Source organism: Tropicibacter sp. Alg240-R139, assembly GCF_900537075.1.
Classification (GTDB): Bacteria; Pseudomonadota; Alphaproteobacteria; order Rhodobacterales; family Rhodobacteraceae; genus Falsiruegeria.
In genome coordinates this window covers 168,070-180,413 of sequence record NZ_UNRA01000003.1, presented here as the reverse complement: position 1 = coordinate 180,413, position 12,344 = coordinate 168,070, and the positions used below count along the sequence as shown (strand labels likewise).

Here is a 12,344-nt window from a genome sequence, read left to right as displayed (position 1 = left end):
CTGCGTTCAGTCCAGCAGTTCAATGTCACCCGGACGCCAGGTTTTTTCAAACCAGGGTTCCGTCGGGCTGTAGAGCCGCAGGATGGCAAAGAAGCCCTTTCCGGGAACCGTTTCAATCCAATTGTCTTCCCAGCCTTCCGGAGCTTCCGGGCCAAAGTACAGATCAACGGAGCCGTCTTCGTTATACGTCACCTTTTCCTTGTGCTTTTCGCTGTTGTAGCTTGGGAATGGCTGACCTGTCTGAAGTTGGGACCGTGTTTGCGGATCATACAGCACAATTGACAGGAAGTTCTCCGCCGGCGGGTCCGCCGGAATGTTCAGACGATAGGTCTTGCTTCCATCAAGGTAGTCCCCGTTTTCGTCCAACGCGCCCCACGCATATTGCGACCCTTTCCCGACGAGCTTCAGTGTCATGGCGGGCGTGTTCACAGTTGCGAAATAGAAAAACTCGGTGCGCCCGTCGAGATCGCGGCCACCTGCTCCTTCGTCACGTAGGAATTCATAATTTCCACCTGGGAACCCGATCTTCCAGTAGCTGCCTTCATAGATGAAATCAGCTGGATTGCGCTCGTACCAAAGCAGCGTGCGGGCGGTCGCGTTGGCGACCTCGGCAGCTTTGATCAGGATGTTTTTCATGCGCAAGTCGGGGGCAAACGGCTTGCCTTTCTGAACCCCGACAGATGCAAACAGGCCACGCAGTTCCGGGTCAAGGAAAGCCACAGGCTCACGGTCGATAACGGTGTACAACTCTTTGAAGAAGTCAAAATCGGTGGAGTGAATGGTGTTGTAGGCGACGCCGGATTTGTCGACAAACACCATCTCAGGTGGATTGTCCTTTTCCGCCAATGGGTAGATTTTCAGCCCCTCACGAAAAAGCTGGCTTGAAAAGTCCGGCTTGCCATCTTTGAGAAACCCTCGGGCGATGAACCAGTTGATCCAACTGGTCGACTGAGCCACGTAGTAGTTTTCACCGTCGATCTCGGTCTCCTGACCACCAACCGGACCTTGCAATTCGCCTTCGTAGTCAGGTGGCAGAATCAGGTATTTTCCGCCCTCTCCCGCGTCCGGACCCGGCGCACCTGTATCAACCACAAACCGGAAGAATGCGTCATTCACGGTGCCAGGGCCAGTACCCGCTGGAAGTTCGATGACCGTCGGCCCGTCTTCTTTCAGGTTCAGGATAGCACTGACGTAAACGGTGTCGGTATTGCCGGTCAGGAACAGCGAATTGCTGTCCATGAGCGTATCGAAAATCGACACCCTGTTAGAACTGGTTTTCCCGTCGGCCATCTCACTGCGTCGAATCGCTTCCAGCGATGCAGCGGGCATGCCATTTAGGAACGTCTGCACACCTCGGATGTAATCAAGGTGATTGTACAGAGCTTCCGCAGTAGCAGCTGTTGGGATACCATCGAAAAACTCGATATCGCCGACACGTGTGGGGTACTTATCTGGTGTAAGCAATCCCTTGGGGATTTTGGTATTGTAACCCGGTGTTGGGTCATCGGCATGCAAGGCGCCAGCAAATAGGCTTCCGACAATTGCGGCCGCACCAGCGACAATACTCAATGAGTTGAAACTTCCCATCGGTCTTCCTCCCTGAAGATCATGTTTTAGTTTTCGGCTTATGAGGTGGCAGCGCTTTGTTCGAGGCGGCCACGAACCGCGCTTTGCCGCTTTTGCTGTTAAGGCCATGCTCCTTGTTAAGGATGAAAGCTTAAGCGCGGGGACTTACGAGCCAATTTGGGTTTCGAACTTTTCTGCAAGTAAAGCGATTTGAATATGTGTCCAAACCCTACGAAGCAGTGGCAATCGGCTCAAGGGAAGGTTATCGATAATGGTTATGAAGAAATTTGATATTGCCTCTCTTGATGGACAGCTTTTGGTGACCTTCTTGACGGTGCTCGAAGAATCTTCAGTCTCAAAAGCAAGCATGCGCCTTGGGGTTGCGCAATCAACGGTCAGTCATGCGCTTGCTCGCCTCAGGAACTTTTTCGACGATCCTCTTTTTGTACGTTCGGGTCAGGCAATGCTGCCGACAGAACGTGCGAACTCTTTAAGGATTCCGGTTCAAAATGCGCTGGACGCCCTTCAAAGGCTCACTTTCGAACGCAGCTTTGAGCCCGAGAACGAAGACCTCTTCTTTATCGTTGCGGCGAATGACATGCAGCGCGATTTGATCTTTCCAAAATTGCTGCGTGACCTGCGCAGAGACGGTGTATCCGCCGCATTCGAGTTCATTCCCTCCGGGCATCCCACTTCGGGCATGATGCGCGAATCCCGCTGTCATCTTGCGCTGACACCGTTCCCGCCCGATGCCACGGACATTGTTCTAAAACCGATCTTGAACGGTCAGATGATGTGCTTTTTTGACGGATCAGTACGAAAAGCCCCTGTGACGTGGGAAGACTACTGTCAAGCAGATCACGTTACAGTGCGGTTTCCAGATGGAGGAACATCCTTAAGGGCACTGACGGGAGTGGACAAATCAGAAATCCGCGAGGCCCGCATATCAGTGCCCAACTTCAACTCCATCCCTGCGTTCATCAAAGGCTCAGATAATCTCGCAACAGAAATGAACCTAATGAAGCTAAATGCCCTGAGCGAGCTTGAAATGGCCCCTTTGCCAAGGCCATCGGACACTATGACGATTTACATGACTTGGCATCAACGCAGCACCAACGATCCGGCACACGCCTGGTTGCGCGAAAAGATATCAACCATCGCGGATGAGGTTATGGAATCGGTTGCAACCTCTTGAACCGAAGAAAGGTGGATTAAACGACCTTGATTCAAGCCGTTCGCTGTCAACCCGGCGGCAAACGTAGTTATGACGGATGTGCAGCGAACGGAGTGCTACGCCTGACGCCGTACCGCCCTGCCTGAACACCATGTTGGCCGCGTTGAGCATGTGCAGTATCATTTGATTGGGCTCTCAGCCGCCGTTTGATGCGTGTTTCAACGAGGTCCGCTTTGGGCGGTTCGTGTAACTTTGCAACGTACCTTATCTGCGCAAAACGGCCGTCTGTGGACGCCAGTGTCGCAAACGCAGCGAACGGCAGCTCAGTGGCCTCCTTGTTCGTGGACAGCGCTGCAATGAAAGTCAGCTATCCCGATCCAGCCTTCGAACCATTACGCCTGCTATGGGCTGGGGGCAGCCATCCGCAGGGGCGGCGGCTATGCGCAGATAGCGCACTTTGCAAAGTATTGCGCCCGACCGTGACCGGCCATTGAGCACAGCATCCAATACTACGATGCCGGGCGTCATTGCGGCCATTCGTGCTGAGTGCAGCATTTTGCCCGGTAGAACGACGGTCTGCGGATAAATCTGCCTGATGCGGGTGCAGCAGATTTCACTTCAATACATCAAACCTGAAAGAAGAGTTCATGCCTTCAATTGGAGGCCCAAGCAGATGGCCTTGGGGATCAACCTACGAATTGCCGTATGACCGTGCGATCAGGACAAGCCCGGCGGCAACAACAACAGGAAGAAACTGAACAGTCACACAATGAAACCCACTCACCCCGGAGTGTACCATATTGGCGAAGTATATGCCCGATCCTGTATTTGCGGTGGCACGCTGTCTGGCAACGCGATGTCATAGAAAGCTGCATCGTATGTCGTCCAACGTGGTTTAGGAATTTCTATGACACGCACATAATAGAATGCATTTTGGGTCGGATCAAACTCTGGATCCTGCCAATAGGCTTCCAGCCCGGCTGCGCCAATCGAATTGGTAAAAGTCGCGTTTTCGATATCGACAGTCGATCCGACGATCTGTCGCGCACGGCCATCTTCGCCAATCTCGCGTCCGTCGGAAATAGCCACATCATAGATACGCTCAAAGGTTTCACCGGTGTCGTCGATCCATCCTTTGATGATCTGAACGCGGTCCAGGTTGGCTCCATCCGGATCGCGCAGAGCATGGATCAGGAAACGGGGCGTGGTTCCTTCGGGCGCATCAATCAGATCGCTGCCCATCGGTACACCGTTTTGGTATCCGTTGGAAACAAAGTCAGGTGCGCGCAAATCAGCCTCTTCGAACTCCCAACCGCCGAAAACGCGAACCCTTATCCGGCTACCGGTTGTTGCATAAGCTTCTTTGCGTGTAATTGCGCCGTACACTTCCTTGCGCGTGTTTTCCCGTGCCCAGACGGCTGTCAGACCTGACGCGGATTCCTGTGCAGTCAAAATGCGAAGCGCGGGATTTTCTGCTGGGATCACATCCCTGTTGTGCCGGTTCGCGGATGGTTCCGTGTGCTGATACTTCCCAAAATAGTTATCCTCACGCGTTGTCGGAAGCGCCGTATGCGCGTCCGTCGTGCCATAAAGTCCAAACTTGTAGGGGTTTACGCCGATATCGCGCTCAATCTCCAGCCCGACCTTCATCGCGGAACGCGTGTATTCGTATTTCAACATCTCGGGTGTCTTTGCGGATGTCCCCCCAAGGTTGGACACATCCCAGCGCTCAAAGCCAGCAAACTCGTCATCCGGCGACAACATCGGATGGGTTTCCTCGTCCCCTTTGATCTGGGTTACTTCATGCATTGGCTCCCAACGAATGCGCTTGGCTGCATATTCGGCATCCATTGGCGACCCATCGAACTTGTTCTTGTTGAACATCAAGCCGTTCGACATATTCCCGTTGTGAGGAACAGCAATGGCATTTCCGCCGATAGTCGCTTCATAGTCTGCAAGATAATCCCACAGCATTTCGGGGTCCGGGGCTTCGAAGAAGGATAAAGGTCTGGTCTGACTGGTTTTGTCCGCGCCATCCCCGAAGATGATAACCCGGTGCAGGTTGTCGCCTTTGGGGGTAAAGGTCCATTCAAACCCGCTCAACGCGGTAAAAGCGCCGGGATCGTTGTACAGATCCACAGTTTCCACAATATCGAGCCAGATGTCCCCGTCGAGACCCAACCCTCCGGTCGGATCGATGCCCTGTACCGTCGCCATTTCAATGATTTCTGCAAAGGCGGCCATCCTGGATTCCTGCCCTTCGGTAAATCCGTCGTGGATGCGGCGACCCCAATCATCTGCTAACAGGTTTGGATGCGACGTGCGAATTGCGGTTGCCAGCCCGAGCATCTCTGCATGTTCCGTTATGGCAAGGAAGTCCAGCGGACGAATGAGCTGTACCGGCTGCCCCGTGTTCGAGGTTATTCTTTCGCCACGGGCGACGCGAAATGCGTCATGAATATTGAGCGACGTGCCAATCAGACCCGCGTCAAAAGAGATTTCAGTGTGAAAATGCAGGTCGCCGAACAGCACCTGATCTGGATAAGATCGGCCGACAAATGGAGAGTAATTTGGTTCAGTTTCGACAGTCTCGGTTGAAACTACGCCTTCGAAAGCCGTAGCATCTAACGCCAAAGACGACATCAACGCAGTGCTCAGACAAAACGTAACGAGCGATGTCCGGTCCAGAAACTTCGTGTATTTCATCCCATAACCTCCAAGTTGTAGACCTGTTGATCCAGCGCAAAGCTTGGCACAATCCCATCTGAAAGAAATGATCCTCAGATCATATCTCATGCATTTATCAAATAATTCTGCTATTTTAAGATATGAATGAAACTCAAGGAACTGATGCTACCTCGGCCTGCGTGCGAAAGCTGACACCAAAACAAAAGAAAATGATGTGTCGTTCCGGCTGGTTGTCGTCGTGCCCTAAGACATTTCAAGACGCACTTTTGAACTTAGGCGCGGTAAACCTTCTGCAACCCGGGGACGTACTGTACTACCGCGGCAAGGTTCCAACACATGTGCACGGATTGATCGGCGGGCAGATAGACATGTGTCTGTTGTCACAACACAATGAAGAGCTGGTGTATCCCGCTACCGGTTCTGACAAATGGTACAGTTTCGCGGACGTGATAGCCCAGGAAAAGGCCGTGGGTGAGGCAGTTGCGCATAGACCGACACTGATGCTGAGCATTCCTGGTTCAGAGTTCATGGCATTTCTTGATGCAGAGCCGGACAGGTATCACCGGATCATCTCTCATGATAACGCCTTGCGTAGACACCTTCAGGAAGTTGTGACAGATCTGGTTACATTCGACGGTGTCGAATTGGTTGCGCGGCGTTTGTTGTGGATGCTGAATTCCGGTCGTATTGATCCGCGCTACCCATTTATCTTGTCACAGCATGATTTGGCCTCGTCTATGGGCGTATCTGTTCCAACGGTCCAGCGTGCCTTTCGACAACTAAAATCCGAAGACATTGTGACGACAGAATACGGAAAGTTCTTTGTGAAAGATTGCGAAGGGCTTAAGGCATTTCTGGACAATACCCTCGACTAAACCTGTCATAGGACGAGGTGTATTATGACAAACTCACTGGAAAAGGTGTATCGAATAAACGCCTCGGCATTGCTGTCACCTGCGCAGAGTTCCGTTTTGGATATGTTGGGGGCAACATGAAGGAGTTGCCAAATCTGAATTTTGCCATGCCTCCTTCGGGTTCGCGACTGCCTTCTGCGGCGCAGAACGAACACCCGATCTGCCGCCATTTGAAAGTCGGCTCTCTCCGTTGAAGCAATCTCACCCAGCGCCAGTAGCGGAGGTCCGGTTTTGCGCCCGAGGTGTCAGCAGACAAGGACCGCTTTGGGCTGCAAGCAGGCCTTTCCGTTTCTTCAATAAGCGTCAGCCACGCCACCAGTCCTGCACATACTGTGGATTGCATTCTGTCCGCATGTGATCAGGGGTCTCTGGCCGGACCATGCCGACACAGCGTAAAAACGTCCTGTGGACTGAACCGCATTGCGAAGTGGCTTCTTGGTTTCCAAACTCACTCATCTCCGCCATATAGCGCTTGCTCCGCTGGACAGGTCTGATCTTCTGGGGTTGCCTCCCAGTTCCAAAATTTTCTCGCTTTCTGCTCTACAACACTGAATTCTCCAAATGCCGGTCTTGTTTGAATGACTTCTACCTTGTGGCCGTATCCTTTTAATATTGATTGCAAGATATTGATCCCGATCCTGCAGCGATATCCGACATGAACTTTCTTAAGGTTGAACTTTAGGCCCTCAATATTTTGAAATGGCAAAAAGTAGCGTCCAGAAGAATCCTTAGAAATCGCATCGCTGTTGAGCGGTATCTGCATTCGCCACTCTTTTCGTAGGACCAACCCTTTGCCTTTGTCCCCATGATCATTTTTATGTTGTCGCTGTTTAAGTACTGCTTGTGGTTATCTAGCGTTATGCCTGGGAACAGGCGCTCCTCCTCATACTCGGTTTTGAAGAGCGGTTCATACTGGGTTTCTAACTCAAGGCAGGCACCTTGATGGCTTTTAGCGTAGTGCGCCCACATCAATGGAGAATGCCCAGTTTCACTGAGACATAGGAATGCACGTTTATCAGCGAATTTGTTGGTTACAGCCTTATGTGCTGCTCTGAATGCCTTGTCCTGTAAATTGTACGACGAAAGCTCAAAGGGATCATTCAGCTTCCCTCCGACGCCGAATCTTGAAAGATTCACTCGCTTATTCTGTAGATTCTCTTCAATAAATTCTGGCCCAGTGTAATAAAACAATCTCATTCACGCGCTCGCTTCCGTTAGGGTCCCTAAACTTCTCCTCTCATTTCTGTTTTTCCAGGGCCTGTTTTTGCCACGTGAACTGAGGAAATACCGTCAAACCTCTTCAAAGCGTCGAGCTCGTTGAGGTGTCGATTTCTTCTTGTCATTAAATCGGTTTCGGCGCTGATGTCCCATATCGAAAGGGTAATCAATCAACCAGTTCGTTTACAGTTTCAGCAGCCCGAAATTATTGTTTAAGGAGCGAATTCCATGTCCGCGAGCACTCAACGGTTCAATCTCTTATTGATACAATGCCGTTCCATTCGCCAAACGCGCAGGTTTGAAGGACACCTATCCCGCCGTGCGCACATCGTAGGCTTTAGTTCTACAGCTTCTCCAGGAGTTTCTTTGCGAAATTCCTGATCTTCGTCATCTTGCGAACATGGAAGCGATTTCGACCTGGTCAGGCTGAAAATGCGTTCATCAGTGCACGGTGTTTTCTGTTTGTCTCGATTACTATTGCGACTATTTCGTCTTCAGTGTCTGCTTAGCGAAGCGCTCGATAGCTTAGCGCTCGCAAAACACGAGCCGCTTCTGCATTCTGATCCAACAATGATACTGAGAGTCGAATTCCGTCGGGCTCAAGACGATAACCCAGAACTTCAAATGAATCGAATGGCATCTGCATTTTTTCGACCTTGTGCGTCCGTAGCGGCCCGGCGGGGTGCGTGTGAAGTGCGTCGCATAGGCTACGAACAAGATTTCGGAGCATTGCTCTCTCCGCTGCCTGCACAATGAAGTTATCGGCGAAGCTCGCTACCTTGATGTCTCCACAGTCCATCAAGGCGATGTGAACTTGCGTAAGCATAACATCGGCAACCAAGGGTGAAACCTTGCTCCCTGTGCTCAGGCCGCGCCGGGCCTTCTCCTTGGCATCCTCGATATTTCGAATGCCCGTGGGTTGAACGGAAGCATCTTCCCCTAGAATAGTAGGGGACAGTTCGATGGCATAGTTTCGCCCTGAGAGGACGTTGTCTGCCACCTCTTCAGGCAGAAAAAGCAGAGCTGCTACTTTCTCCACATTGAAGCTCGAATAGCATTCTACGACGTCAAGCTGACAAGTATATTTGTAGCCCTCCTCATGGTTTGCTTTGATTTGCTCTATCGCGGCCCTTGTGCCGCCATTGAAAAGTTTCTGATCCCATGGCCGTTCATCGATTTGGGCCGATATCAAATTACGAATGATTATCTGGCGGGCGCGTTGTTCCAGACCAGGATCAAAAATCGTTCTACAGCCAACACTACCCTTTGGCTTAACGAATATCCGATTGCTTCTCCGAATCTCTTAGTTGCTTTTGTAGGTCACTTCGCACGTGTGCGCCCTGTGTCGCGCGTTGGTCCCAAGCATCCTTGAACATGGCGCGCACCACCTTGAACTGGCTTTCAGTGGGGCTCAGGCGACGTAGGAAAGCCTCAAACACACCCTCCAGCTTATCGCGAGGAATGGACTTGCCATAGCTTTCACAAGATTTGGTCTGGCACACATAGTAAGCGTATTTCTTCCGCTTTCCTTGTGACCATGCAGAACGATACGGCGCGGAGCAATCCGCACAACACACGGCACCTCGCAAGACAAAGTCCTTGTTGATGTCTGAGCGTTTAGGCAGCTTCGCCGTTCCTGCACCCTCTGAAAGGTCTCAAGGCTGATTATCGGCTCGTTATAGCCCTTGCGTAGCGGAATGCCCCAGTCTGCAAATTCCACGTGCCCGGTGTAGACAGACCTTTCCATCAAATCCGTTATCCCTTTGTCGTTCAACGCTTCTCTGAACCAATCAGCATCATAACCTCGATCACCGAGCAACCATTCGACATCTGACAAACCGCTCAGCAGCGCCCTTGCGCCGATGTAGTCGCTGACCTGACCGGCGGTCACGAACAGATTTAGCGGACGGCCGTAACTGTCGCAGATCGCGTGCAATTTCGTGTTCATCCCGCCCTTGGTGCGGCCACTCAGGCGACCACGCCCCCCCTTTTTGACGCCCAGACTGGACGCCGTTCGATGGGCTTTGAGGTAGGTGGCGTCGATCATGACCGTCGTCTGTTCGCAATGCTCAGCGGCCAAACCAATCATCATCTGTGCGAAGGTGCCTTTTTCGCTCCAACGCTTCCAACGGTTATATAGCGTCTTGTGCGGAGCATATTCCTTGGGCGCATCACGCTACCGTAAACCGTTGCGATTAAAATAGATAATCCCGCTTAGAACACGTCTGTAATCCCTCTCGGGACATCACTGCGTGATGCCCTGCCGGGCAGTGAACGCGAAGCTTGCCATGGGATTTGGGAAAGTAGGGCTCAAGACGCTCCATCTGCGCATCGGATAACCAAATTAGATCAGGCATGTTCACCGCTCGTTTTCCAAACCGTGAATCACGCCAACAGATGGAAATCAATGGGTCCTGAGCCTAGGGCAGGTGCCGAAACTTTGATTCCACCCTCTTGTAAAGCGACAAGCAGGTCCAATGCACGATAGAATTCGGGACGACCATCAGCATGACTTTTATCTAATGGAACAGAGTCGGTCATGACTTCCGTCGCGCCGAAGGACATACCCCGTGCGGCTGCAAATGTGACGAGTAGTTGGTTCCGAAAAGGCCACCATTCTCGGACAGGTGCGCTTTCCAATGGGTCATTGCCTGCCATATCGCCGGAACCAATGTTGGTACAATCGATCTTTAGAATCTCGTGCTTGAGGCTCAGCTCTTTCACAACTTGCGCGGCGTCAGTGGATTCTGCTTCTGCTGCTTTTTGACCGTAGTTTATTGTGATCGCGATTTCAGGTCGCTTCCAATACGCGACTGCGATTAAGGCCATCCCTCCAGTAAGAAGTAGCACTTTCATAGGAGAGCCCAGCGGTCCCTTATCGCATCCATACGATCCTGCGCCCTGTCGGGACATTGCTGCGCAAGGCCCTGCCGGGCAGTGGATAACGACATCCAGTTCGCTGAACAGCCCTGAAACCGAAACAGAGCATATTCCCAGCAGATGCCGGGACTGAACACCTAAAGTACATTACCGCACACGGATACTGAAAAGCGGGTTAGTTTGGGCAAAATCAGGTACTCGTGTTCGAACGTAATTCAACAAGATCGTTCCAGTTACTCGCGTTGGCACACGCAGATGATCCCTATGGCGACAGGTTTTGGTGAGGCGATGCGTCCTGAATCTAAACGCAAACCTTGATCCTCTTTTTCATTGATTGTTGCGGGCTGAAATGCTCAAAAATGTAATACGAACCCCGGCAATAAAGGCATTGCGCGCTGCTGCCTGGGTGAGCGGAGCCACTCTGCTCATCAGAGATCTTTTCGGTCTCACGCGTGCGCACGGCTCCATTCATGTGAATATTAGGCGGCGCGCCGCCACAAGCACGAGGGTTTTACCATGCTGCACAACGACCAACTTGAACAATGGGATCGGGATAACTTCTTTCATCCCTCCACACATCTTGCTGAATTTACACGGGGCAACCTGCCGCATCGCGTGGTGACTGGCGGCACGGGCTGCCACATTGAAGATCGTGACGGCAACCGTTTGCTGGATGCTTTTGCCGGCCTCTACTGTGTGAATGTCGGCTATGGCCGGTCCGACATCGCTGAAGCCATTGCCGATCAAGCCAAAGAGTTGGCTTATTACCATTCCTATGTGGGTCACGGCACAGAAGCATCAATCACGTTGGCCAAAATGGTTCTGGACCGTGCACCTGACAATATGTCCAAAGTCTACTTTGGTTTGTCGGGGTCTGACGCCAATGAAACCAACATCAAGCTGATCTGGTACTACAACAACATCCTCGGTCGCCCAGAGAAAAAGAAGATCATTTCCCGCTGGCGTGGCTACCACGGGTCCGGTCTGATGACGGGCTCTCTTACAGGTCTGGAGCTCTTTCACAAGAAATTTGATCTGCCACTAACGCAAGTGGTGCACACAGAAGCGCCATATTTCTTCCGTCGCAAAGACCAGAGCCAGAGCGAAGAACAGTTTGTCGCTCATTGTGTGGCCGCGTTAGAAGAGACCATCGAACGCGAGGGTGCGGATAGCATCGCCGCCTTTATTGGTGAACCGGTTCTTGGCACTGGGGGCATCGTGCCTCCTCCTACAGACTATTGGCCTGCCATTCAGGCGGTTTTGGACAAGCATGACATTCTGTTGGTGGCCGACGAAGTGGTCACTGGGTTTGGCCGGTTGGGTTCTATGTTCGGTTCGGATCACTACGAGTTGAAACCGGATCTGATCACCATCGCCAAAGGTCTGACCTCGGCCTACGCGCCGCTGTCAGGTTCCATTGTGTCTGACAAAATGTGGTCTGTTCTGGAACGCGGTACAGATGAAAACGGTCCTATCGGCCACGGCTGGACCTACTCTGCACACCCGATCGGTGCCGCCGCCGGTGTCGCCAACCTCAAACTGATTGACGACCTGAAACTGGTGGAAAACGCAGGCTCCGTTGGCGCATACTTCAACAAAACCATGACAGAAGCGCTCGTCGCACACCCCAATGTAGGTGACATCCGTGGCGAAGGCATGTTGTGCGCTGTTGAGTTTGTGGCAGACAAAGACAGCCGAACCTTCTTTGAGGCCAGCGACAAAATTGGTCCGCAAATCGCAGCCAAGCTGCTGGAGCAGGATAATGTGATCGCTCGCGCTATGCCGCAAGGTGACATTCTGGGCTTTGCCCCGCCGTTCTGCATGACCCGCGATGAAGTCGATCATGTGGTGGCTGCTACAGTAAGGGCTGTCGCAACCGTTTTGCCGTAACCCAAAGGAGCACG

At 52.1% G+C, this 12,344-nt stretch carries 9 protein-coding genes and 1 pseudogene; 3 read left to right on the top strand and 7 right to left on the bottom strand.

Features of this window, described 5'->3' with window-relative positions; all coding sequences use genetic code 11:
- Positions 1–6: 6 nt before the first annotated feature.
- Positions 7–1,587 carry a DUF1254 domain-containing protein gene (locus tag G6R15_RS13860; protein ID WP_164660557.1) on the bottom strand — a complete coding sequence of 527 codons (1,581 nt, stop codon included), beginning with the start codon at positions 1,585–1,587 and terminating at the stop codon, positions 7–9.
- A gap of 256 nt (positions 1,588–1,843) precedes the next feature.
- Here G6R15_RS13860 and G6R15_RS13855 point away from each other — a divergent pair, with 256 nt between their 5' ends.
- Positions 1,844–2,761 (top strand): LysR family transcriptional regulator, encoded by a 918-nt coding sequence (locus tag G6R15_RS13855; protein ID WP_164660556.1) that lies wholly within the window; start codon positions 1,844–1,846, stop codon positions 2,759–2,761.
- Between the two features lie 759 nt (positions 2,762–3,520).
- On the opposite strand, the gene G6R15_RS13850 is transcribed toward G6R15_RS13855, so the two are convergent.
- Positions 3,521–5,446 (bottom strand): DUF3604 domain-containing protein, encoded by a 1,926-nt coding sequence (locus G6R15_RS13850; RefSeq protein WP_164660555.1) that lies wholly within the window; start codon positions 5,444–5,446, stop codon positions 3,521–3,523.
- Between the two features lie 122 nt (positions 5,447–5,568).
- Between G6R15_RS13850 and G6R15_RS13845 the strand changes: the two genes are divergently transcribed.
- A complete protein-coding gene (locus G6R15_RS13845; RefSeq protein ID WP_164660554.1) occupies positions 5,569–6,303 on the top strand; it encodes a Crp/Fnr family transcriptional regulator in 735 nt (244 codons plus the stop codon).
- 487 nt (positions 6,304–6,790) lie between these two features.
- Here G6R15_RS13845 and G6R15_RS13840 read toward each other — a convergent pair whose 3' ends face one another.
- The 5 genes and pseudogenes from G6R15_RS13840 to G6R15_RS13815 all read right to left on the bottom strand — a co-directional run bounded on the left by G6R15_RS13840 (position 6,791) and on the right by G6R15_RS13815 (position 10,416).
- Positions 6,791–7,105, bottom strand: a complete 315-nt coding sequence (locus G6R15_RS13840) for a hypothetical protein (RefSeq protein ID WP_164660312.1) — start codon at positions 7,103–7,105, stop codon at positions 6,791–6,793.
- Positions 7,106–8,065: 960 nt separating this feature from the next.
- Positions 8,066–8,752: a hypothetical protein gene (locus tag G6R15_RS13830; RefSeq protein WP_164660552.1), complete on the bottom strand. Its 687-nt coding sequence runs from the start codon at positions 8,750–8,752 to the stop codon at positions 8,066–8,068.
- 79 nt (positions 8,753–8,831) lie between these two features.
- On the bottom strand, positions 8,832–9,137 hold the full coding sequence (locus G6R15_RS23120; RefSeq protein ID WP_164660551.1) for a zinc ribbon domain-containing protein: 306 nt from the start codon (positions 9,135–9,137) through the stop codon (positions 8,832–8,834).
- Positions 9,138–9,316: 179 nt separating this feature from the next.
- A pseudogene (locus G6R15_RS13820) lies at positions 9,317–9,917 on the bottom strand (IS5 family transposase); the annotation flags it as partial.
- Between the two features lie 28 nt (positions 9,918–9,945).
- Entirely contained in the window at positions 9,946–10,416 is a 471-nt protein-coding gene (locus tag G6R15_RS13815) for a 7-cyano-7-deazaguanine synthase (protein ID WP_255456169.1), read from the bottom strand.
- Positions 10,417–10,956: 540 nt separating this feature from the next.
- Here G6R15_RS13815 and G6R15_RS13810 point away from each other — a divergent pair.
- Entirely contained in the window at positions 10,957–12,330 is a 1,374-nt protein-coding gene (locus G6R15_RS13810; protein ID WP_164660549.1) for an aspartate aminotransferase family protein, read from the top strand.
- Positions 12,331–12,344 lie beyond the last annotated feature (14 nt).

What these genes read in the sequence shown, in the direction of transcription:
- G6R15_RS13860 (WP_164660557.1), bottom strand. Translation starts at nt 1,587, where the DNA reads ATGGGAAGTTTCAACTCATTGAGTATTGTCGCTGGTGCGGCCGCAATT.
- G6R15_RS13855 (WP_164660556.1), top strand. Translation starts at nt 1,844, where the DNA reads ATGAAGAAATTTGATATTGCCTCTCTTGATGGACAGCTTTTGGTGACC.
- G6R15_RS13850 (WP_164660555.1), bottom strand. Translation starts at nt 5,446, where the DNA reads ATGAAATACACGAAGTTTCTGGACCGGACATCGCTCGTTACGTTTTGT.
- G6R15_RS13845 (WP_164660554.1), top strand. Translation starts at nt 5,569, where the DNA reads ATGAATGAAACTCAAGGAACTGATGCTACCTCGGCCTGCGTGCGAAAG.
- G6R15_RS13840 (WP_164660312.1), bottom strand. Translation starts at nt 7,105, where the DNA reads ATGCAGATACCGCTCAACAGCGATGCGATTTCTAAGGATTCTTCTGGA.
- G6R15_RS13815 (WP_255456169.1), bottom strand. Translation starts at nt 10,416, where the DNA reads ATGAAAGTGCTACTTCTTACTGGAGGGATGGCCTTAATCGCAGTCGCG.
- G6R15_RS13810 (WP_164660549.1), top strand. Translation starts at nt 10,957, where the DNA reads ATGCTGCACAACGACCAACTTGAACAATGGGATCGGGATAACTTCTTT.